This is a genomic window from Streptomyces sp. SAS_272 (assembly GCF_052543235.1).
This window is the reverse complement of sequence record NZ_JBMNDR010000022.1, coordinates 1-19,404: the sequence shown is the minus strand read 5'-3', so window position 1 is coordinate 19,404 and position 19,404 is coordinate 1. Positions and strand designations below refer to the sequence as shown.

General features: G+C 69.4%; 22 protein-coding genes and 1 tRNA gene. 11 read left to right on the top strand and 12 right to left on the bottom strand.

Features of this window, described 5'->3' with window-relative positions:
• Window positions 1-52 precede the first annotated feature (52 nt).
• The 3 genes from bcp (at window position 53) to ACN6LD_RS15360 (ending at window position 1,432) form a co-directional block, all read left to right on the top strand.
• Window positions 53-520 carry a thioredoxin-dependent thiol peroxidase gene (gene bcp / locus ACN6LD_RS15370; RefSeq protein ID WP_057574458.1) on the top strand — a complete coding sequence of 156 codons (468 nt, stop codon included), beginning with the start codon at window positions 53-55 and terminating at the stop codon, window positions 518-520.
• Between the two features lie 243 nt (window positions 521-763).
• Window positions 764-1,339 (top strand): HNH endonuclease, encoded by a 576-nt coding sequence (locus ACN6LD_RS15365; RefSeq protein WP_445043453.1) that lies wholly within the window; start codon window positions 764-766, stop codon window positions 1,337-1,339.
• A 10-nt stretch (window positions 1,340-1,349) separates the two neighbouring features.
• Window positions 1,350-1,432, top strand: a tRNA-Leu gene (locus ACN6LD_RS15360).
• A gap of 55 nt (window positions 1,433-1,487) precedes the next feature.
• Here the strand turns inward: ACN6LD_RS15360 and rdgB are convergent.
• The 4 genes from rdgB to ACN6LD_RS15340 form a co-directional block, all read right to left on the bottom strand.
• Window positions 1,488-2,090, bottom strand: a complete 603-nt coding sequence (gene rdgB, locus ACN6LD_RS15355; RefSeq protein ID WP_319192593.1) for an RdgB/HAM1 family non-canonical purine NTP pyrophosphatase — start codon at window positions 2,088-2,090, stop codon at window positions 1,488-1,490.
• 37 nt (window positions 2,091-2,127) lie between these two features.
• Window positions 2,128-2,544 carry a hypothetical protein gene (locus ACN6LD_RS15350; protein WP_319192592.1) on the bottom strand — a complete coding sequence of 139 codons (417 nt, stop codon included), beginning with the start codon at window positions 2,542-2,544 and terminating at the stop codon, window positions 2,128-2,130.
• Window positions 2,545-2,655: 111 nt separating this feature from the next.
• Window positions 2,656-3,393: a ribonuclease PH gene (gene rph / locus ACN6LD_RS15345; RefSeq protein ID WP_057574456.1), complete on the bottom strand. Its 738-nt coding sequence runs from the start codon at window positions 3,391-3,393 to the stop codon at window positions 2,656-2,658.
• Between the two features lie 126 nt (window positions 3,394-3,519).
• Complete coding sequence (locus ACN6LD_RS15340; RefSeq protein WP_057574455.1) at window positions 3,520-3,753, bottom strand: glucose PTS transporter subunit EIIB; 234 nt, start codon at window positions 3,751-3,753, stop codon at window positions 3,520-3,522.
• 179 nt (window positions 3,754-3,932) lie between these two features.
• Between ACN6LD_RS15340 and ACN6LD_RS15335 the strand changes: the two genes are divergently transcribed.
• Both ACN6LD_RS15335 and ACN6LD_RS15330 read left to right on the top strand, forming a co-directional pair.
• Window positions 3,933-5,231 carry a PTS transporter subunit EIIC gene (locus ACN6LD_RS15335; RefSeq protein WP_445043493.1) on the top strand — a complete coding sequence of 433 codons (1,299 nt, stop codon included), beginning with the start codon at window positions 3,933-3,935 and terminating at the stop codon, window positions 5,229-5,231.
• A 236-nt stretch (window positions 5,232-5,467) separates the two neighbouring features.
• Window positions 5,468-6,775 carry a PTS transporter subunit EIIC gene (locus tag ACN6LD_RS15330; protein WP_319192590.1) on the top strand — a complete coding sequence of 436 codons (1,308 nt, stop codon included), beginning with the start codon at window positions 5,468-5,470 and terminating at the stop codon, window positions 6,773-6,775.
• A gap of 85 nt (window positions 6,776-6,860) precedes the next feature.
• Here the strand turns inward: ACN6LD_RS15330 and ACN6LD_RS15325 are convergent, their stop codons facing one another.
• Complete coding sequence (locus ACN6LD_RS15325) at window positions 6,861-7,613, bottom strand: MBL fold metallo-hydrolase (RefSeq protein WP_319192587.1); 753 nt, start codon at window positions 7,611-7,613, stop codon at window positions 6,861-6,863.
• Between the two features lie 260 nt (window positions 7,614-7,873).
• Between ACN6LD_RS15325 and ACN6LD_RS15320 the strand changes: the two genes are divergently transcribed.
• Complete coding sequence (locus ACN6LD_RS15320) at window positions 7,874-8,440, top strand: type II toxin-antitoxin system PemK/MazF family toxin (RefSeq protein ID WP_445043452.1); 567 nt, start codon at window positions 7,874-7,876, stop codon at window positions 8,438-8,440.
• Between the two features lie 186 nt (window positions 8,441-8,626).
• Here the strand turns inward: ACN6LD_RS15320 and ACN6LD_RS15315 are convergent, their stop codons facing one another.
• From ACN6LD_RS15315 to ACN6LD_RS15295, 5 genes are all read right to left on the bottom strand, one after another.
• Window positions 8,627-9,577 carry a PLP-dependent cysteine synthase family protein gene (locus tag ACN6LD_RS15315; RefSeq protein ID WP_319192584.1) on the bottom strand — a complete coding sequence of 317 codons (951 nt, stop codon included), beginning with the start codon at window positions 9,575-9,577 and terminating at the stop codon, window positions 8,627-8,629.
• Between the two features lie 16 nt (window positions 9,578-9,593).
• Window positions 9,594-9,872, bottom strand: a complete 279-nt coding sequence (locus tag ACN6LD_RS15310; RefSeq protein WP_057574449.1) for a MoaD/ThiS family protein — start codon at window positions 9,870-9,872, stop codon at window positions 9,594-9,596.
• A gap of 89 nt (window positions 9,873-9,961) precedes the next feature.
• On the bottom strand, window positions 9,962-10,057 hold the full coding sequence (locus ACN6LD_RS15305) for a putative leader peptide (RefSeq protein WP_319168103.1): 96 nt from the start codon (window positions 10,055-10,057) through the stop codon (window positions 9,962-9,964).
• A 199-nt stretch (window positions 10,058-10,256) separates the two neighbouring features.
• Entirely contained in the window at window positions 10,257-10,841 is a 585-nt protein-coding gene (locus ACN6LD_RS15300) for an isochorismatase family protein (protein ID WP_319192581.1), read from the bottom strand.
• Between the two features lie 157 nt (window positions 10,842-10,998).
• On the bottom strand, window positions 10,999-12,345 hold the full coding sequence (locus ACN6LD_RS15295; protein ID WP_445043451.1) for a nicotinate phosphoribosyltransferase: 1,347 nt from the start codon (window positions 12,343-12,345) through the stop codon (window positions 10,999-11,001).
• 56 nt (window positions 12,346-12,401) lie between these two features.
• Here ACN6LD_RS15295 and clpS point away from each other — a divergent pair, with 56 nt between their 5' ends.
• From clpS to ACN6LD_RS15275, 4 genes are all read left to right on the top strand, one after another.
• Entirely contained in the window at window positions 12,402-12,719 is a 318-nt protein-coding gene (gene clpS / locus ACN6LD_RS15290) for an ATP-dependent Clp protease adapter ClpS (RefSeq protein WP_057574446.1), read from the top strand.
• Window positions 12,720-12,730: 11 nt separating this feature from the next.
• Window positions 12,731-13,339 carry a DUF2017 domain-containing protein gene (locus ACN6LD_RS15285; RefSeq protein WP_319192577.1) on the top strand — a complete coding sequence of 203 codons (609 nt, stop codon included), beginning with the start codon at window positions 12,731-12,733 and terminating at the stop codon, window positions 13,337-13,339.
• A 407-nt stretch (window positions 13,340-13,746) separates the two neighbouring features.
• Window positions 13,747-15,180: an amino acid permease gene (locus ACN6LD_RS15280; protein ID WP_319192575.1), complete on the top strand. Its 1,434-nt coding sequence runs from the start codon at window positions 13,747-13,749 to the stop codon at window positions 15,178-15,180.
• Window positions 15,181-15,323: 143 nt separating this feature from the next.
• Complete coding sequence (locus ACN6LD_RS15275; RefSeq protein ID WP_057574443.1) at window positions 15,324-15,746, top strand: M67 family metallopeptidase; 423 nt, start codon at window positions 15,324-15,326, stop codon at window positions 15,744-15,746.
• Window positions 15,747-15,770: 24 nt separating this feature from the next.
• On the opposite strand, the gene ACN6LD_RS15270 is transcribed toward ACN6LD_RS15275, so the two are convergent.
• The gene (locus ACN6LD_RS15270) at window positions 15,771-16,127 is read right to left on the bottom strand and encodes a hypothetical protein (protein WP_057574442.1); all 357 of its coding nucleotides are present in this window, start codon (window positions 16,125-16,127) and stop codon (window positions 15,771-15,773) included.
• Between the two features lie 180 nt (window positions 16,128-16,307).
• The gene (locus ACN6LD_RS15265) at window positions 16,308-18,659 is read right to left on the bottom strand and encodes an immune inhibitor A domain-containing protein (protein ID WP_445043450.1); all 2,352 of its coding nucleotides are present in this window, start codon (window positions 18,657-18,659) and stop codon (window positions 16,308-16,310) included.
• Between the two features lie 365 nt (window positions 18,660-19,024).
• Between ACN6LD_RS15265 and ACN6LD_RS15260 the strand changes: the two genes are divergently transcribed.
• Complete coding sequence (locus ACN6LD_RS15260; RefSeq protein WP_266718199.1) at window positions 19,025-19,360, top strand: hypothetical protein; 336 nt, start codon at window positions 19,025-19,027, stop codon at window positions 19,358-19,360.
• Window positions 19,361-19,404: the final 44 nt, after the last annotated feature.

The window sequence follows — 19,404 nt, the reverse complement described above, 5'->3', positions numbered from 1 at the left end:
TGTCAGCTCCACCCTCGCCCGCACCGCCAGGACCCCCGGTTACGCTGGACCGATGAGCGAGCGACTCCAGCCCGGGGACGTGGCCCCCGCATTCACCCTCTCCGACGCCGACGGCAACCAGGTGTCCCTGTCGGACCACAAGGGCCGCAAGGTCATCGTCTACTTCTACCCGGCCGCCCTGACCCCCGGCTGCACGAAGCAGGCCTGCGACTTCACCGACAACCTCGACCTCCTGACCGCCGCGGGCTACGACGTCCTCGGCATCTCCCCGGACAGCCCCGAGAAGCTCGGCAAGTTCCGCGACAAGGAGTCCCTGAAGGTCACCCTCCTGGCCGACCCCGAGAAGACCGCCCTCGACGCGTACGGCGCGTTCGGCGAGAAGAAGAACTACGGCAAGACGTACATGGGCGTCATCCGGTCCACGATCGTGGTGGACGAGGAGGGCAAGGTCGAACACGCCCTCTACAACGTCCGCGCCACCGGCCACGTCGCCAAGATCATCAAGGACCTGGGCATCTGAGGTCTCCTCGTCCCCGGACAAGCGGCCCGCCTCGGACACCCCGACGCGGGCCGCCTCACGTTTCACGCGTGACTGTCCGATAAACGGTTCGTCACTCCGTACGAGACCACGAACGGGTGGCCGGAGGACGGAGGGGATGCGGATGGGCGCGAGCGCCTACACCAAGGAGCGGCTCGAGGAGGCGGCTCGAGGAGGCGGCTCGAGGGGCCCGGACGCTGTCGGAGGCCTTGGAGCGGCTGGGGGGTGGATCCGAAGGACTGGAAACGGCGGTATGCATATCAACGGATGAAGAAGCTCGGCGTCGACGTGTCGCACTTCGAGCGGGAGGGGGCCGAGTGGACGAAGGAAATCCTTGAGCCCGCGGTCGCGGCGTCGACGAGCGTCCACGAGGTTTTGCGGCGGATCGGGCTCGACGTCGTCGGCGGCCACCACACGAACGTCTCCCGGCGCATCAAGGCGTACGACATCGACACGTCCCACTTCACATCGATGGTCCGCACCGAGCGACAGCGGTTCAATCAGCGCCGCCAGAATCCCGAGGACATCCTCACCGAGAACACCTCCGCACACGCCAGGCGGGTACCGAGCAGTCGGCTGAAGCGGGCGATGAGCGAGTTGGGCATGGAGGTGCGGTGCACCTGTGCGGGATCGAGGGGGTGTGGCTCGGGGAACCGCTGCCCCTGGAGGTCGATCACATCAACGGGGACTGGAGCGACGATCGACGGGAGAATCTGCGGTTGCTGTGCCCCAACTGCCACGCCATCACCAGCACCTGGTGCAGGGGAGGCAGAAGTCGGGAAGCAACTCCCGGTACGATGACAGACGGCTAGCGGCGGTGGTGCAATGGCGACACAGCAGACTTAGGATCTGTGACCCCGACGGGGTTTGAGGGTTCGAATCCCTTCCGCCGCACACAAGCGGCCTGTGAATCGAAAGTATGATTCACAGGCCGTTTCTGCGGGCAGCTTCAGCCCAGCCAGTCCCGTACCGCCGGTACCAGCCCTCGGAAGGCCTTGCCGCGGTGGCTGATCGCGTTCTTCTCGGCCGCCGTCAGTTCCGCGCAGGTGCGCGTCTCGCCGTCGGGCTGGAGGATCGGGTCGTAGCCGAAGCCGTTCGTGCCCGTGGGCGCGAAGCGCAGGACGCCCCTCAGCCGGCCCTCGACGACGCGTTCCGTGCCGTCCGGCAGCGCCAGGGCGGCCGCGCAGGCGAAGTGGGCGCCGCGGTGTTCGGCCGCGATGTCGGACAGCTGGGCCAGAAGGAGGTCGAGGTTGGCCTTGTCGTCGCCGTGCGTGCCGGACCAGCGGGCGGAGAAGATGCCGGGGGCGCCGTTCAGGACGTCCACGCACAGGCCTGAGTCGTCGGCGACGGCCGGGTGGCCGGTGGCCCGGGCGAGGGCGTGGGCCTTGAGGAGCGCGTTCTCGGCGAAGGTGACGCCGGTTTCCTTGACGTCCGGGATGTCGGGGTAGGCGTCCGCGCCGACGAGGTCGTGGGGCAGGCCTGCGTCGGCGAGGATCGACCTGAGTTCGGTGATCTTTCCGGCGTTGCGGGTGGCGAGGATCAGGCGGGTCATGTCCACCAGTATCCCGGCCCGCCCGGCCGGCCCGGCCCTACGGCGTGCAGACCTTGGTCAGTTCGCCCGCCGCGTCGGTGACCGGGCTGACGTCGGGGGTGTTGTCGCCGTTCTTGACGGCGGTGCGGACGTTCGCGACGGCCTTCTGGAGGTCGTCGACCGCCTTGTTGACGTCGGCGTTGTCCGTCTTGTCGCCTATCTTGTCGAGGTTGTTCTCGATGGAGGTCAGCGACTCCTGCGTCTGGGTCGGGTCGTTCGCGGCGTTCTCCACGGCCTGCTGGAGGTCGGTGACGCTGTCGGCGATCGTGTCCGCGGTCTGGACGCAGTCGAGGGCCTTGTTGACCGCGTCGCAGCCGGTGGCCGTCAGCCCCAGAGTGAGGGCGACGGCCGCCGTGGCGGCGGCGATGACGGTTCGGCGACGCCGGAGTGGGCGTCGGCTCGCGGCCGTGGACATAACTGTGTTCCTCCCCTTGTCAGGCCCAGGAGGCCCCCGTCGGTGTACTGGCCTAGACGCGACGGCGGGCGGACCGGTTGCCCGCGCCCGCCGCCGTTCTTGGTGCGCTCTTTACTTTTCGAGGACTGCGGCAAGTGCCGTGCGCTGCAGCGCGGTCAGTTCCGCGCAGCCGGAAACGGCGAGGTCGAGAAGGGAGTTGAGTTCGTCGCGGGCGAACGGCTCGGCCTCGGCGGTGCCTTGGACCTCGACGAAGCGGCCGTCGCCGGTGCAGACGACGTTCATGTCGGTCTCGGCGCGGACGTCCTCCTCGTAGCGCAGGTCGAGGAGCGGGACGCCGCCGACGATGCCGACGGAGACGGCGGACACGGTGCCGGTGAGGGGCTGACGGCCGGCCTTGATCAGCTTCTTGCCCTGGGCCCAGGAGACGGCGTCGGCCAGGGCGACGTACGCGCCGGTGATGGCGGCGGTGCGGGTGCCGCCGTCGGCCTGGAGGACATCGCAGTCGAGGACGATGGTGTTCTCGCCGAGGGCCTTGTAGTCGATGACGGCGCGCAGGGAGCGGCCGATGAGGCGGGAGATCTCGTGGGTGCGGCCGCCGATCTTGCCGCGGACGGATTCGCGGTCGCCGCGGGTGTTGGTGGCACGGGGCAGCATGGAGTACTCGGCGGTGACCCAGCCTTCGCCGCTGCCTTTGCGCCAGCGGGGGACGCCCTCGGTGACGGTGGCGGTGCAGAAGACCTTGGTGTCGCCGAAGGAGACGAGGACGGAGCCTTCGGCGTGCTTGCTCCAGCCGCGTTCGATGGTGACGGGGCGGAGCTGTTCGGGGGTGCGGCCGTCGATGCGAGACATGGCGCTGAGCCTAGCCGCACCCGCGAGGGGCTCCTCCCGTGGCGGGAGGAGCCCCTGGGGTGGAGTCGCCGGGCGGACTCGCTGGGCGCGGCCGCCGGGGATCTCCTCCGGTGTGGGCGCGGAGGCTCACATCATGTCTTCGATCTCCGCTGCGATGGGGTCGGCGTCGGTGCCGATGACGACCTGGATGGCGGTGCCCATCTTGACGACGCCGTGGGCGCCGGCGGCCTTCAGGGCGGCTTCGTCGACGAGTGAGGCGTCGCTGACCTCGGTGCGCAGGCGGGTGATGCAGCCTTCGATCTCTTCGATGTTGTCGAGCCCGCCGAGTCCGGCGACGATCTTCTCAGCCTTGGTGGCCATGTTCGGTCTCCCTGAATTCCCTGGTGCCGGCCGTGATGGCAAGTCGGACCACTGGTGGCAGTAACCCACAGTTGGCCCAGCTTCGCGAGCGATTGCGGCCTGCGTGCCGAAGGATGGCGTCACAGCAGCCCCAATCGTCCGTAGCTGGTCTACACCACCTGACAGGCGGTCGCCAAACGATGAGTGCCGAGAGCGCCCGGTCCGAGGCCAGTCCCGCGCGAAGGCGCTGGCAGAGTGCGTTCCAGGGTCTGCAGAAGATGGGCCGGAGTCTGCAGCTGCCGATCGCGGTGCTGCCGGCCGCGGGCATCCTCAACCGGCTCGGTCAGCCTGATGTGTTCGGGGACGACGGGCTGGGCTGGACGAACGTGGCGAAGGTGATGGCGGGCGCGGGCGCGGCGCTGCTCGACGGTTCGCTCGGACTTCCGCTCCTGTTCTGCATCGGTGTGGCCATCGGCATGGCGAAGAAGTCGGACGGTTCGACGGCGCTGGCCGCGGTGGCGGGATTCCTCGTCTACTACAACGTGTTGCGGCAGTTCCCGGAGGACTGCGCGCCCGGTTCGAAGGTGATTCCGAACATCGGGTGCCAGGCGACCGACAACACGGTGGGGGCGTTCGCGTATCAGAATCCCGGGGTGTTCGGCGGGATCGTGATGGGTCTGCTGACGGCGTTCCTCTGGCAGCGGTACCACCGGACGAAGTTGGTGGACTGGCTGGGGTTCTTCAACGGGCGGCGGCTGGTCCCGATCATCATGGCGTTCGTCGCGATCGCGTTCGCCGCGTTGTGTCTGTGGGTGTGGCCGCCGATCGGTGACGCGCTGGAGAACTTCAGCGACTGGCTGGACGGGCTGGACGCGTGGGGTGCGGGCATCTTCGGCCTGGCGAACCGGGCGTTGCTGGTGATCGGGCTGCATCAGTTCCTGAACGTGCCCATCTGGTTCCAGTTCGGGAGCTACACGAAGCCGGACGGTTCGGTGGTGCACGGTGACATCAACATGTTCCTGGCGGGCGATCCGGACGCGGGCCAGTTCACCTCGGGCTTCTTCCCGATCATGATGTTCGCCTTGCCGGCGGCGGCGCTGACGATCACGCACTGCGCGCGGCCGGGGCGGCGCAAGGAGGTCGGGGGCCTGATGCTGTCGGTGGCGTTGACGTCGTTCGTGACGGGCATCACCGAGCCGATCGAGTACTCGTTCCTGTTCGTCGCGCCGTTGCTGTATGCGGTGCATGCGGTGCTGACGGGTGTGTCGATGGCGGTGACATGGGGGCTGGGGGTGCATGACGGGTTCAGTTTCTCGGCGGGGTTGATCGACTACGTCATCAACTGGAACCTGGCGACGCGGCCGTGGGCGATCGTCCCGATCGGTCTGTGCTTCGCGGCCGTCTATTACGTGATCTTCCGGTTCGCGATCACGAGGTTCGATCTGAAGACGCCGGGGCGAGAGCCGGAGGAGGAGCGGGAGGACGTCACGAAGGCGTGAGCGGAGGTCTGCGGCACCGGTCGTCGCACCGGCAGAAGGGCCCCTGGGACTCGGTTCCGGGGGCCCTCTCGCGTGCGCGGTGCACACGCGGTGCACAGCGGAACGGACGTCCAAGATCCGGCACGGGGCGTAGTTCATCGGTTGCACGTTTGACGGGTTCCTTATATCGCCACCATCGTGCTAGAACATGGTCTACACCACTGAGTGGTGTAGACCATCACCGATGGAGGAAGTCTATGAGCACCGCCACCGCGCCCCCGGCGGCCCCTGCCAAGAAGCGGGGATCCGGCCTGTTCCAAGGCCTGCAGAAGGTCGGCCGAAGCCTTCAGCTGCCCATCGCCGTGCTGCCGGCGGCGGGCCTGCTGCTGCGCCTGGGGCAACCGGACTCCCAGGAGCGGTTCCACATCCCGGCGGACGTGGCGAAGGTGTTCGCCGGAGCCGGCGGCGCCCTGCTGGACAGTTCCTTCGGGCTGCCCCTGCTGTTCTGCATAGGCGTGGCCATCGGTTTCGCCAAGAAGGCCGACGGCTCGACCGCGCTGGCCGCCGTGGTCGGCTTCCTCACCTACTACGCCGTGATCCACCAGTACCCGATCAAGGACGGCCACGACGGCGCCGCCTATACGTCGACCGGCCTTTTCGGGGGCTTCTGGCAGAAGGGCAACGAAGCCGCGCAGACGGCGAGCTTCCAGAACCCGGGCGTACTCGGCGGCATCATCCTCGGTCTGCTGACCGCCGTGCTGTGGCAGCGCTACCACCGCAAGAAGCTCGTCGACTGGCTCGGCTTCTTCAACGGCCGCCGGCTCGTGCCGATCATGACCTCCGCCGTCGGCACCGCCCTCGGTGTGCTGGTCGTGCTCGGCTGGGAGCCCATCGGTAACGTCATCACCGACTTCGGCGAGTGGATGACCGGTCTCGGTTCCTTCGGCGCGGCGCTCTTCGGCCTCATCAACCGTGCGCTGATCCCGATCGGCATGCACCAGTTCGTGAACTCCGTCGCCTGGTTCCAGATCGGCGACTTCACGAACGCCGCCGGCACCGTCTTCCACGGTGACCTGCCCCGCTTCTTCGCCGGTGACCCGCACGCCGGTATGTTCATGACCGGCTTCTTCCCGATCATGATGTTCGGTCTCCCTGCCGCAGCCCTCGCCATCGCTCACTCCGCTCGTCCCGAGCGCCGCAAGGCCGTGCTGGGCATGATGATGTCGATGGCCCTGACGTCGTTCATCACCGGTGTCACCGAGCCGATCGAGTTCACCTTCATGTTCATCGCGCCGGTCCTGTACGCCATCCACGCGGTCCTCACCGCGATCTCGATGGCCGTGACGTGGGCGCTGGGCATTCACATGGGCTTCAGCTTCTCGGCGGGCTTCATCGACGTGTTCATCAACTGGGGCATCTCCACCAAGCCCTGGCTGATGATCCCTGTCGGCCTGGTCTTCGGCGCGATCTACTACGCCGTCTTCCGCTTCGCGATCACCAAGTTCAACCTCCCCACCCCGGGCCGGGAGCCCGAGGAGGAGGTCGAGGACCTCACGAAGGCGTAGGCGGAGACCCCGTCCACGGACACGCGCACGCGAAGACCCCCGGAGCCCTGAACTGCTCCGGGGGTCTTCGTCTTGGTGCGGGGGATCAGATCTCGTACGTCTGCCGGGGCGCGGCCAGTTCCACCGGGCCGTCGAACACCGCGCGGGCGTCCGCGAGGTTGACCTGGGGGTCGGTCCACGGCGGGATGTGGGTCAGCACGAGCTTGCGCGCGCCCGCCCGGCTCGCCGTCTCGCCGGCCTCGCGGCCGTTGAGATGCAGGTCGGGGATGTTCTCCTTGCCGTGCGTGAAGGCGGCCTCGCAGAGGAACAGGTCCGTGTCGCGGGCGAGTTCCAGCAGTGCGGGGCTGACGCCGGTGTCGCCGGAGTACGTCAGCGATCTGCCGCGGTGTTCGACGCGGATGCCGTAGGCCTCCACCGGGTGGGCGACCCGCTCCGTGTGCACGGTGAACGGGCCGATGTCGAAGGTGGACGGCTTGACCGTGTGGAAGTCGAAGACCTCGCTCATCGAGGAGGCCGAGGGGGTGTCGGCGTATGCGGTGGTCAGGCGGTGCTCGGTGCCCTCGGGGCCGTAGACCGGGATGGGGTCGCAGCGTCCGCCGTCGTGCCGGTAGTAGCGCGCGACGAAGTACGCGCACATGTCGATGCAGTGGTCGGCATGCAGATGGCTCAGGAAGATCGCGTCGAGGTCGTAGAGACCGCAGTGGCGCTGCAGCTCGCCCAGGGCGCCGTTGCCCAGGTCGAGAAGCAGCCGGAAGCCGTCGGCCTCGACGAGGTAGCTCGAGCAGGCCGATTCCGCGGAGGGGAACGACCCCGAGCAGCCGACGACGGTGAGCTTCATAAAGCAGAAACCTCCGCTGGCGGGTAACCGGGAAGGGTCCGGGAGGGACCGTGAACGAATGATCGTCACATGGGGAAACAGGGGTCGTGCGGTTCGTCGAGCGTAAGGCGCAAAACCCCGGGTCGCTCCTCCGCCAGGGGCCGTTGTGGGCGAACTCACCTGTGCTGTCACCGGTTCGGCTGGACCAGGGGCGCGGAGGACACAGAAGGGGGCGCGCGTTGATGGTCGCGCGCTGGTGGGGCCGCCGGTAACGTCGTCGTATGGACACGTCCTGGTGGCTCGCGCTCGCCGCGGTGGTACTGCTGGCGATGGTCGCCACGCTCGTGGACGGCTGGGGTCGCGGGCGGCGTCCGCGGGGAAGCGGGACCCGCCCGCCCGGTCGGCCGAAGCGTCCCGCGACGGGACGGCCGGCGCGGGGACGCGATCGCGCGGGGCGGCCGCAGCCGGCGGAGATCTGGTGGGCGAACGTGCCGTTCGAGGACGGGCCGGAATCGTGGGGGGACGGGCGGCGGGGGTCACCGCGCTCCTCCGGCGCCGGGGACGCGTCGGGCCGGACGTCGACGGGGGACGGACGGGCCAAGGACCGACCGTGTCTGGTGCTGGCGGTGCACGGCGACCGGGTGACCGTCGCGAAGATCACCAGCAAGTACCGCGACGAGCGGCCCGGGGTGATCCCACTGCCGCCGGGCGCCGTCGGGGACGCGCAGGGACGGCGGAGTTTCCTGGAGACGGACGAGTTGCGCCAGGTCCGGGTGCGGGAGTTCCGGCGCCGGGTGGGCGTCGTGGACCCGGTCCTGTGGGACCAGGTCCGACATCTGACCACCTGAGATCCGGGCGCCAGGACCGCCTGAGGTCCGGGTCCCGTGACCGCCCGAGGTCCGGATGCCGTGGCCCCGGGGCCGTGCGGCATCGCGCCCGGTGGGCGGCTCCCCGCCCGGCGGCCCGCAGTCCGCAGTCCGCAGTCCGCAGGCGGCTGCCCGCGGCCCGCGGTCCCCACGGGCAGGCCCGTGCGTCTACGCCCAGAGCTGGCCCTGGACGGTCTCGATCGCCTCCTCAGTGGTGGCCGCCGTGTAGACGCCGGTCGACAGGTACTTCCAGCCGCCGTCCGCCACGACGAACGCGATGTCGGCGCTCTCCCCCGCCTTCAGCGCCTTGTTCCCGACGCCGATCGCGGCGTGCAGGGCGGCGCCGGTGGAGACGCCGGCGAAGATGCCCTCCTGCTGGAGGAGTTCCCGGGTGCGGGTGACGGCGTCCGCCGAGCCGACCGAGAAACGCGTGGTGAGGACGGAGGCGTCGTACAGCTCGGGTACGAAGCCCTCGTCGAGGTTGCGCAGGCCGTAGACGAGGTCGTCGTAGCGCGGCTCGGCGGCGACGATCTTCACGTCCGGCTTGTTCTCGCGGAGGAACCGGCCGACGCCCATCAGCGTGCCCGTCGTGCCGAGGCCGGCGACGAAGTGGGTGATGGAGGGGAGGTCGGCGAGGATCTCGGGGCCGGTGGTGGCGTAGTGGGCGCCCGCGTTGTCGGGGTTGCCGTACTGGTAGAGCATCACCCAGTCGGGATGCTCGGCGGCGAGTTCCTTGGCGACGCGCACGGCGGTGTTGGAGCCGCCGGCGGCCGGGGAGGAGACGATCTCGGCGCCCCACATGGCGAGCAGGTCGCGGCGTTCCTGCGAGGTGTTCTCGGGCATCACGCAGACGATGCGGTAGCCCTTGAGCTTGGCCGCCATGGCGAGGGAGATGCCGGTGTTGCCGCTGGTGGGCTCGAGGATGGTGCAGCCGGGAGTGAGACGGCCGTCCTTCTCGGCCTGTTCGACCATGTGCAGCGCGGGGCGGTCCTTGACGGAGCCGGTGGGGTTGCGGTCCTCGAGCTTCGCCCAGATGCGGACGTCGGCGGACGGCGAGAGCCGCGGCAGGCGCACCAGAGGGGTGTTGCCCACCGCGGCCAGCGGGGAGTCGTAACGCATGGGGTCCGGCGGCCGATCAGGCCATGCCGCCGGCGACGGCCGGCAGGATGGTCACGGTGTCGCCGTCGGTCAGCTTGGTGTCGATGCCGTCGACGAAGCGGACGTCCTCGTCGTTCAGGTACACGTTGACGAAGCGGCGCAGCTTGCCGTCGTCCACGATGCGGGCGTGGATGCCCGCATGCCGGGTCTCGAGGTCGGTGAACAGGTCGGCGAGGGTCTCACCGCTGCCCTCCACCGCCTTCTGACCGTCGGTGTACTGGCGGAGGATGGTGGGGATGCGGACCTCGATGGCCATGGCTGAGGGCTCCTGTCGGAAGGTGTGGGCAGCGCGGAAACGTGCGTGTCGGACGCCGCGGCTCACGGCCCACGGCGGCAGGGCCTGCGTCAACAGATGGCGCTGGCGAGCCTGCACAGGTCGACGTGCAGCCGCGCCACGAGCAGTGTGCCCGGCGTCTTGTCGCTCACGTCGTTCAGAACCATGGGCTCATCGTATCGATTCCCGGTCAGGCGTCCGGAGTGTGATCCCATATGGTGGACGGATTGGGTCCAGTAAATGGGATCGCGCCGGTGAGAGCCTTCCCGGTGCGGTCGGGCCCGCCCGACAGGTGCGCGGCGCGGCCCGGCGGCGCGGCCCCGCGGCGCGGCCCGGCGCATCCCGGCCCGGCCCGGCGCGGGGGCGTCAGACGACGGGCTTTCCGGTCAGGTGGACGCCCGCCGCGCGCATGTCCTCCAGGGCGCGGTCGGTGGTCCCCTCGGCCACGCCGGCGGTGAGGGACAGCAGGACCTGGGTGCGGAAGCCCGCGCGGGCGGCGTCCAGGGCGGTGGCCCGGACGCAGTGGTCGGTGGCGATGCCGACCACGTCGACCTCGTCGATCTGCCGGTCCCGGAGCCAGTCGCCGAGGCCGACGCCGTTCTCGTCCGCGCCTTCGAATCCGCTGTAGGCGGCCGCGTAGTCGCCCTTGGAGAAGACGGCGTCGACGGCGCCGGAGGCGACGGCCGGGGCGAAGTTGGGGTGGAAGCCGACGCCCTCGGTGCCGGCGACGCAGTGCGCGGGCCATGAGTGGACGTAGTCGGGGTTGTCGGCGAAGTGGCCGCCGGGCGCGATGTGGTGGTCGCGGGTGGCCACCACGTGCCGGTACCCGGCGGGGGCCTGGCCGATGAGTTCGGTGATGGCGGCGGCCACGTCGGCGCCGCCGGCCACCGCGAGGCTGCCTCCCTCGCAGAAGTCGTTCTGCACGTCTACGACGATCAAGGCGCGGCGCATGGGCGGTGTCCTTCGGTGGGGGTCCACCGGTTCTTCCGAGCCGGAGGAGGGTGAAGTAATTGAGCCTAGAGACTTTGCCGGCGGTACGGGAGGGGGCGGGCGAGGGCCCGGCGCGCTCCCGCGCCGCCGGGCTCAGGCCCCGGTGCCGGTCACGGCACTAGCTACCCGACGGGCCGTGCACATACTCCGTGGGGATGACGGGTTCGCCGCGGGAGAGCTGGGTGGCGGACAGGGGCAGGCCGGCGCGGGCGGCGACATGGCGGTCGCGGACGGCGTCGAGGGGCTCGCGGGCGACGACCTCGCCGTCCCTGACGAGGTCGACGAGGAGTCCGCGGCCGGCCAGCTCGGCGGGGACGTCGCCGGTGCCGACGACCTCGGCCTCGGCGACGCCGTAGGCGTCGAGGCGGCGGGCGGCCCACTTGCGGCCGCCGACGGAGGTCTTGCCTCCGGACGACTTCTTCGCCACCGGGACGAGCGGCGCGGCCGGGTCGTCGGACTCGGCGCGGGCGACGAGCTTGTAGACCATGGAGGCCGTGGGGTGTCCGGAGCCGGTGACGAGCTGGGTGCCGACCCCGTAGGCGTCCACGGGGGCCGCAGCGAGGGAGGCGATGGCGTACTCGTCGAGGTCGGAGGTGACGATGATGCGGGTGTCGGCGGCGCCGAGGTCGTCGAGCTGCTGGCGCACCCGGTGGGCGACGAGGAGGAGGTCGCCGGAGTCGATGCGGACGGCGCCGAGCTCGGGTCCGGCGACCTCGACGGCGGTGCGGACGGCTTCGGCGACGTCGTAGGTGTCCACGAGGAGGGTGGTGCCCCGGCCGAGGGAGTCGACCTGGGCCTGGAAGGCGTCCCGCTCGTTGTCGTGCAGCAGGGTGAAGGCGTGGGCGCTGGTGCCGACGGTGGGGATGCCGTAGCGGAAGCCGGCGGCGAGGTCGGAGGTGGTGGTGAAGCCGCCGATGTAGGCGGCACGGGAGGCGGCGACAGCGCCGAGTTCGTGGGTGCGGCGGGCGCCCATCTCGATGAGGGGGCGCTCGCCGGCGGCGGAGGACATGCGGGAGGCCGCGGCGGCGATCGCGGAGTCGTGGTTGAGGATGGAGAGGATGACGGTCTCGAGGAGGACGCATTCGGCGAAGGAGCCCTCGACGCGCATGATCGGCGAGCTGGGGAAGTAGACCTCGCCCTCGGGGTAGCCGCTGATGTCACCCGAGAAGCGGTATCCGGCGAGCCAGTCGAGGGTCGCCTCGTCGACGATGTCGCGCTCGCGCAGGAAGGCGAGGAGGTCGGCGTCGAAGCGGAAGTTCTCCACCGCGTCCAGGACCCGGCCGGTGCCGGCGACGACGCCGTAGCGCCGGCCGTCCGGCAGCCGGCGGGTGAAGACCTCGAACACGCTGCGTCGTTCGGCGGTGCCCGCCTTCAACGCGGCCTGCAGCATCGTCAGCTCGTACTGGTCCGTGAAGAGCGCCGTCGACGGGACTCGCACCGGCAGCCCAAGGTCCGCTGTGTTCATGACGAGGATGCTACCCCCTTTTCGTCGGTGTGACGATTTCGGTCCGGCGTGGCAGCATGGGCCTTGTGACGTCACCCGCTCCCCTTGAGATCGAACGCACCGAGTCGGCGGAGGAGGTCTTCGCCGTACCCGAGCCGGACGTCCCCTGGGTCACGATCGTCCACAACGACCCGGTCAACCTCATGAGCTACGTGACGTACGTCTTCCAGGCGTACTTCGGCTACTCGAAGGACAAGGCCACCAAGCTCATGCTCGACGTCCACCACAAGGGCCGGGCGGTCGTCTCCAGCGGTTCGCGCGAGGAGATGGAACGCGACGTGCAGGCCATGCACGGGTACGGCCTGTGGGCCACCCTCCAGCAGGACCGGAAGTAGCCTCCCCTCATATGCCTGGACACTTCGAACCGCTCCCCGGCGGCGGCGCGGCCGTCGCGCTCGACGACGTCGAGATCTCCATCATCCGGTCGCTGGCCGTGCAGCTCCTGGAGCTGATCGGCCCGGGCCCCGCCGAGGACGCCCCGGACGACCCGCTCGCCGAGCTCTTCGCCGAGGGGCCGAGCGAGCCGCCCTCCGATCCTGTGCTCAGGAGGCTGTTCCCGGACGCCTACACCGACCCGGAGGCCACCCCGGGGCCCCGGGAGGCGGACGAGCAGAAGGCGCACTCCGCCGAGTTCCGCCGGTACACCGAGAACGACCTGCGGGCCGGCAAGCGGGAGAACGCCCTCACGGTGGTCCGCTCGCTGGACGCGCTGGCCTCCGAGGCGGCCGACGCGGGCGGGGCGGTGCTGAAGCTGACGCCGCAGGAGTCCCAGCAGTGGCTGCGGGCGCTGAACGACCTGCGGCTGGCCATCGGCTCCCGGCTGGAGATCACCGACGAGGAGGACACCGACCTTCTCTACCGGCTGCCGGACGAGGACCCGCGCAAGCCGATGGTGATGGCGTACCTGTGGCTGGGCGGGCTCCAGGAGACCCTGGTGACGACCCTGATGCCGTAGCCGTAGCCGCGACCGCCGCCTGCGCAGCGGTCGCCGCACCGGCCGCCGCCTCCGTGACCGCTGCCTCCCCAGTCGTTACGCGGGGGTTCCTCCGCATTTCCCGTTCGCTCAGAGGGCGCTCAAATCCGGATAACGATCGCGTCACCGCGACGGCCGGGAGTGTCCTCTTTGTGTCACGTTCATCCGCTTCTTCTGGTGTCGTGCGCCACACGTCTCGCCGCTGACCGATATTGCGGGCGTGATAAATCTTCACGACCGCCCGGCGAACACCACCCGTATGTTCCGCCGGGTGCGCCACCGAGCCGGTTGATCGCCGGCCAGGCATCGCTCCATCAGTCCGGGGGGATCGAAACCCGATCCGAGGCCGACGAGAGGTCCGGATCGGCATGGAGAAAGGCGCACCACACATGTCCTCTGAGAAGGTCACTGACACCGCCGTCACTGACACTCCCGAAGAGGGGTACGAACGCGGACTCGGCAGCCGCCAGGTCCAGATGATCGCGATCGGCGGCGCCATCGGCGTCGGACTCTTCCTGGGCGCCGGGGCGAACATCGCCAAGGCCGGTCCCAGTCTCATCGTGATGTACGCCCTCGCCGGCGCGATCGTCTTCTTCATCATGCGGGCGCTCGGCGAGCTGCTGCTGTACCGCCCGGTCTCGGGCTCGTTCGCCGAGTACTCCCGCGAGTTCCTCGGCCCGTTCTTCGGGTACTTCACCGGCTGGACGTACTGGCTGATGTGGGTCGTCACCGGCATGGCCGAGCTGACGGCCGCCGCGATCTACGTCAACTACTGGTTCCCGGCCGTCCCCCAGTGGGTCACGGCCCTGGTCTTCCTGGTGATCCTGTTCGGGGTGAACCTGATCTCCGTGAAGGTGTTCGGAGAGCTCGAGTTCTGGTTCTCGATGGTCAAGGTCACCGCACTGATCGGCATGATCGTCATCGGTCTGGGCGTCCTCACCTTCGGCTTCAGCTCGGCCGGCGACACGGCCGCGGTCTCCAACCTGTGGGCCTTCGACGGCTTCTTCCCCAAGGGCGTCGGCTCGTCCCTGATGACCCTGCAGGGCGTCATGTTCGCCTACCTCGCGGTCGAGCTGGTCGGCGTCACGGCCGGCGAGTCGGAGAACCCGGAGAAGACCCTCCCGAAGGCCATCAACACCCTGCCGTGGCGGATCGCGCTGTTCTACGTCGGCGCGCTCACCGTCATCCTGTGCGTGGTGAAGTGGACCGAGTTCGCACCCGGCGTCTCGCCGTTCGTCGCGGCCTTCGCGAAGATCGGCATCCCGGCGGGCGCGGGCATCGTCAACTTCGTCGTGCTCACGGCCGCGCTGTCCTCGTGCAACTCCGGCATGTACTCGACCGGCCGCATGCTGCGCAACCTGGCCGACAGCGGCGAAGCACCGGCGGTGTTCCGCAAGCTGTCCGCCTCCAGGACGCCGGCCTTCGGCATCACGATCTCGGTGCTCTTCATGGGCATCGGCGTGATCCTGAACTACGTCGTCCCGGAGAAGGCCTTCGGCTACGTCACCTCCGTCGCCACCGCGGCCGGCATCTGGACCTGGCTGATGATCCTGATCAGCCACGTCCGGTACCGCCGCGCGGTGGTCGCGGGCCGGCTGCCCGCATCCAGCTTCCCGGCCCCCGGCGGCTCGGCGTTCAGCTGGGTGGCCATCGTGTTCCTGCTCTTCGTCACCGGCCTGATCGCGTACGACGCCGACTCGCGGGTCTGCCTGTACGTGATGGCGGGCTGGGCTGTCGCTCTCGGCGTCGGCTGGGCGGTCCTGAAGAGCCGCAACCCGCAGGTCACCGACCGGCGCGAGCCGGAGTTCGAGAAGGTCGGCTGACCGCCGGCCGGACGTCCGCCGGGCGTGTCCGCCGCAGGGAGCACTCGTGGCGCTCCCTGCGGCGGACATCCGGACCGTCCGCGATGTGGGCCGTTCCGTACCACCCATCGGTACGGACGGCCCCTTTGCTTATCCTGGCGACCATGCTGACCATCACCCAGGACCTGCACGACCGGATCGTCGCCCACGCGCGCAAGGACCACCCCGACGAGGCGTGCGGCGTGGTCGCGGGACCGGCGGGCACGGACCGCCCGGAGCGCTTCGTCCCGATGCTGAACGCGGCCATGTCCCCCACGTTCTACGAGTTCGACTCGGGCGACCTGCTCAAGCTGTACCGCGAGATGGACGACCGCGACGAGGAGCCGGTGATCATCTACCACTCCCACACCGCGACCGAGGCCCATCCCTCCCGCACCGACATCTCCTACGCCAACGAGCCCGGCGCGCACTACGTCCTGGTCTCCACCGCCGACACCGACGGTCTGGGCGAGTTCCAGTTCCGCTCGTTCCGCATCGTGGACGGCGTGGTCACGGAGGAGGACGTCCGGGTCGTGGAGGCGTACTGAACCGCCCCGGCCCGGCCGGGGGCGCTACGCCGCCGCGGAGTCGAGCAGCGCTCGGACGGGGCGCCACAGCTGGGGGCCCGCGGGCCCGCCGGCCACGGGGACACCGTTGTCAGGGGTGGTGCGCCAGACCAGGCCGTCCGGGTGGTGCAGGACGGCCGTGATCTCGTCCGGGGTGGGGGGCGCCGCGTTGCCGCGCAGGTAGACCGCCCGCAGGCCCAGGTTGCGGAGCCGGGTCAGGGCGCGGGCCCGATTGTGGGCGTGGACGAGGAAGCGGACGTCCGTGGAGGGGCCTGGAAGGCCCTCCCGGGCCGCGGGGCGGGGCAGGTTCAGCGCCACCACCACCATGCCGTCGGGCAGCTTGCAGAAGCCTCCTGCGGCCATGCGGTCACACCCCCGTGCGCGTCGGTATCGGCATGGGCGCCGGAGGCGGCGCCGATGCGCTGGTCAGAGTCCGTGTCGGTACTGGTGTCAATAAGAGAAGCACAGGAGGCACCTAAACACGATCGGCGGCAACCCGCCAGGGGTTGCCGCCGATACGCGTCTGACCTGCTAAGACGTCGACTACTTCGCCGACGGTCCGACCTGCAGGCTGATCGTCGAGCCGTCCGCCGGCTCCTTGACGATCTTGATGCGGGTGTTGGTGTCAGTGACCTTCACGCCCGCGAGCGGGGTCTTCGGGTCCCAGTACGTGGACGTGCCGTCGTCGAAGACCGGGATGCCGATCCGCGACTTGACCTTGGTCGCGACGCCCGCCTTGTGCAGCGTGAACTCGTCGGTCGCGGCGCGGGTGAACGTCGAGTCGAAGGACTGGATCCGGCTGTTCATGTACGTGCCGTCGGCCCACTTCATCGGCGTCGGGTGCGAGTCGACGGGCAGGATCAGGCCCGTGCCGTTGTGCTGGCTGGTGTTGTCGTCGGCCTGCGAGGTGTCCCACTTCCAGATCAGCAGACCGTTCTGGTACGGGTAGTGCTCGACCCAGGACGGACGGGTCGTCGAGAAGCCGAAGTTGTACGGGCCGACCTTGAGGGTCTTGTCGTACGACGTGTACTGGCGGTTCTCGGCGATGTAGTACTGCGGGTAGTCGTCCGTGATGGACGCGCCGATGCGGGAGAAGCCGTTCGTCGTCCAGGCGGCGTCCTGCGACTCGGCGTTGTCGGAGAAGACGGTCGCGCCGTTCGCGGTGACCGTGATCTCGTCGGCCGTGAAGCCCTTCAGGGCCACGCCGCCGTCGCTCTGGTAGCGGAAGCGCAGGTCGACCTTCTTGCCCGCGTAGGCGTCCAGCGAGTAGGTCAGCTTCTGGTAGGCCGCGACCGAGCCGGTGAGGGCGGGCTTGCCGCTGCCGTCACGGGTGATGGCGCTGCCGTCGGCCAGCTTGCCGTCGACCGGCGTCCAGTTGGCGCCGCCGTCGGTCGACACCTCGGTGTAGAGGTAGTCGTAGTCGGCCTCGATGTCCCACCAGCCGTCGAGGGTGAGGCTCGCGGCGGACTTGCCGGTCAGGTCGACCGAACGGGACAGGGAGTTGCGCAGGTCGTTGCCGCTGCCGCTCCACCACTGCGTCTTGCCCTGCGCCGGGGCGACCACCTCGGTGGTGACCGTCTTGTCGGGCAGCTGGACGATGAGGGCCTGCGGGTTCTTGGTGTTGTACTCCGCGACGCCCAGGGTGTGGTTCGACTTCTTGCCGGCCGTGGCGACGTCGTAGTCGAGCCAGCCCAGCTGCAGCTTGTCCCAGGCGTTCATGTCGCCGGGCAGGTCGCCGATGGTCTCCTTGCCGGTGCCCAGCCAGGAACCGGAGGACATCAGCGTCCAGAAGCCGGTGGAGTTCTCGCCGCCGCCGGAGGTGTCGTACTCGTCCGGCAGGCCGAGGTCGTGGCCGTACTCGTGCGCGTAGACGCCGAGTCCGCCGTTCTCCGGCTGGATGGTGTAGTCGCCGACCCAGACGCCCGTGTCGCCGACCTGGGTGCCGCCGAGCCGGTTGGCGTCCGGGCCGGTGGAGCCGGCGTCGGTGCCGAAGGCGTACCAGCGGTGGGCCCAGATGGCGTCCTCGCCCTGGGCGCCGCCGCCCGCGGACTCGTCCTCGCCGGCGTGCACGATCTGGAAGTGGTCGATGTAGCCGTCGGGCTCGTTGAAGTCGCCGTCGCCGTCGAAGTCGTAGCGGTCCCACTGGTCGTACTGCGCCAGCTCCGCCTTGATCTCGGCGGCCGTGTCACCGGCGGCCTCGCGCTCGGCGACCCAGGCGTTGACGCCGTCCTGGACCGCGTACCAGGCTCCGGTGGAGGCCTTGTTGGAGCCGTAGCGGGCCTCGTTGTAGGGGACCTTGACCCAGTCGGTCACCTCGCCGTCGACCGAGTAGCGGCCCGAGGACTGCTTCTCGTAGTACTTCTTGAGCGACTCGGCCTTCTTGCCGGTGCCGAAGTACAGGTCCTGGAAGTGCTTCTGGTCGTAGTCCGCCTGCCAGGCAGTGGAGTTGTCCTGCTTGCGGTCCGGCTTGGCTATCTTGTTGTGCAGCGGGCCGGGCGTGCCGCCGTAGCGGTTGTCGACCTGGTCGCCGAACTCGACGAGGATCGTGAAGATCTTGTCGGTCTTCTCGCGGCCGAGCTCGACGTACTTGCCGTCGCCCTTCTTGCTCTTGAGCTGGACGACCTTCGAGCCGTCGCGGTCCTTGACCGACGTCCGGCCGGCTATGACCTCCTTGAGCGCCTCCTCGCGCTGCGCCTCCTGCGTCTTGCTGAGCGGCCCGTCGAAGTCGTGCTGGCGAGCCTTGGCCGGCTGCGGGTCGTGCCGGCCCGCTGCCGGGGACTGCGCCGAGTTGTTCTCGGCGGCCTGCGCCACGGCGAACGTCGTGAACGTCGCCGTGGCCGCCGCGAGTGCGACGACCGTGGCGGCCGTGCGGAACGTCCAGGATCTACTGGTCACTTGATGTCCTCCCACGCACGCGTCAGCCCGCGCGGTAGGGGGATTCCTGTCAAGGAAAGTCCGCGCGCTGTTATACGCGTGTAGTCAAGTGACGCTATTTGACTACTGGTTTAGAAGAAAAGACAGACCTTGACTTGGACAGGTCAAGTGCATTATTAGGAGCCGGTGTTCGTATTGCGGACATGTGACGGTTTCTTGACATGGCCCCCCGCAGGCGCGCGGGGCAGTCCACCTGGTGGACGTCATGACTCCGTGCGCCCCCTGTGCTCCGGCACCGTGGGTTAGGTCACGCTTACCGTTCGTTCCGCTCGGGCATGCAGCCGAATAGAGTCGAGACCGCCCCCGCTCCCGAGGACACGATTGCCATGCCTCGTCCGACAGTCGCACAGCTCACGTACGGTTCCTGCACCGTCATCTTCTCGACGCTCGCCATGCTGCTGCTGTCGCAGACCAGTTCGGGCCCCGGGATCGCCGTCGTCGTCGTCGCCGCGGTCGCCCTCGGGGTGCTCGTGGCCATGACGGTGCCGACGCCGAAGCCCCCGCGAGCCCCCGTCGCCCGTTCCACGGCGAACCGGTCCGCGAGCCGGCCCGCGCCCGTCGCGGTTCCCGCGCACCCGTCCGCGACCAGGTCCGTGACCCTGCCCGTCCCGGCTTCGGTCGCCTCGGCGCCCGAGCCCGTCCGGGAGCCCACAGCTCCCTGACCCGTACCCGGCGGCACGGTGAAGGGCCCACGACCTCGGTCGTG

Excerpts from the sequence above, each read along its gene's own strand:
- bcp (WP_057574458.1), top strand. The coding sequence starts at position 53 with ATGAGCGAGCGACTCCAGCCCGGGGACGTGGCCCCCGCATTCACCCTC.
- rdgB (WP_319192593.1), bottom strand. The coding sequence starts at position 2,090 with ATGACCCGCCTGATCCTCGCCACCCGCAACGCCGGAAAGATCACCGAA.
- ACN6LD_RS15350 (WP_319192592.1), bottom strand. The coding sequence starts at position 2,544 with ATGTCCACGGCCGCGAGCCGACGCCCACTCCGGCGTCGCCGAACCGTC.
- rph (WP_057574456.1), bottom strand. The coding sequence starts at position 3,393 with ATGTCTCGCATCGACGGCCGCACCCCCGAACAGCTCCGCCCCGTCACC.
- ACN6LD_RS15340 (WP_057574455.1), bottom strand. The coding sequence starts at position 3,753 with ATGGCCACCAAGGCTGAGAAGATCGTCGCCGGACTCGGCGGGCTCGAC.
- ACN6LD_RS15335 (WP_445043493.1), top strand. The coding sequence starts at position 3,933 with ATGAGTGCCGAGAGCGCCCGGTCCGAGGCCAGTCCCGCGCGAAGGCGC.
- ACN6LD_RS15330 (WP_319192590.1), top strand. The coding sequence starts at position 5,468 with ATGAGCACCGCCACCGCGCCCCCGGCGGCCCCTGCCAAGAAGCGGGGA.
- ACN6LD_RS15325 (WP_319192587.1), bottom strand. The coding sequence starts at position 7,613 with ATGAAGCTCACCGTCGTCGGCTGCTCGGGGTCGTTCCCCTCCGCGGAA.
- ACN6LD_RS15320 (WP_445043452.1), top strand. The coding sequence starts at position 7,874 with ATGGACACGTCCTGGTGGCTCGCGCTCGCCGCGGTGGTACTGCTGGCG.
- ACN6LD_RS15315 (WP_319192584.1), bottom strand. The coding sequence starts at position 9,577 with ATGCGTTACGACTCCCCGCTGGCCGCGGTGGGCAACACCCCTCTGGTG.
- ACN6LD_RS15310 (WP_057574449.1), bottom strand. The coding sequence starts at position 9,872 with ATGGCCATCGAGGTCCGCATCCCCACCATCCTCCGCCAGTACACCGAC.
- ACN6LD_RS15305 (WP_319168103.1), bottom strand. The coding sequence starts at position 10,057 with ATGGTTCTGAACGACGTGAGCGACAAGACGCCGGGCACACTGCTCGTG.
- ACN6LD_RS15300 (WP_319192581.1), bottom strand. The coding sequence starts at position 10,841 with ATGCGCCGCGCCTTGATCGTCGTAGACGTGCAGAACGACTTCTGCGAG.
- ACN6LD_RS15295 (WP_445043451.1), bottom strand. The coding sequence starts at position 12,345 with ATGAACACAGCGGACCTTGGGCTGCCGGTGCGAGTCCCGTCGACGGCG.
- clpS (WP_057574446.1), top strand. The coding sequence starts at position 12,402 with ATGGGCCTTGTGACGTCACCCGCTCCCCTTGAGATCGAACGCACCGAG.
- ACN6LD_RS15285 (WP_319192577.1), top strand. The coding sequence starts at position 12,731 with ATGCCTGGACACTTCGAACCGCTCCCCGGCGGCGGCGCGGCCGTCGCG.
- ACN6LD_RS15280 (WP_319192575.1), top strand. The coding sequence starts at position 13,747 with ATGTCCTCTGAGAAGGTCACTGACACCGCCGTCACTGACACTCCCGAA.
- ACN6LD_RS15275 (WP_057574443.1), top strand. The coding sequence starts at position 15,324 with ATGCTGACCATCACCCAGGACCTGCACGACCGGATCGTCGCCCACGCG.
- ACN6LD_RS15270 (WP_057574442.1), bottom strand. The coding sequence starts at position 16,127 with ATGGCCGCAGGAGGCTTCTGCAAGCTGCCCGACGGCATGGTGGTGGTG.
- ACN6LD_RS15260 (WP_266718199.1), top strand. The coding sequence starts at position 19,025 with ATGCCTCGTCCGACAGTCGCACAGCTCACGTACGGTTCCTGCACCGTC.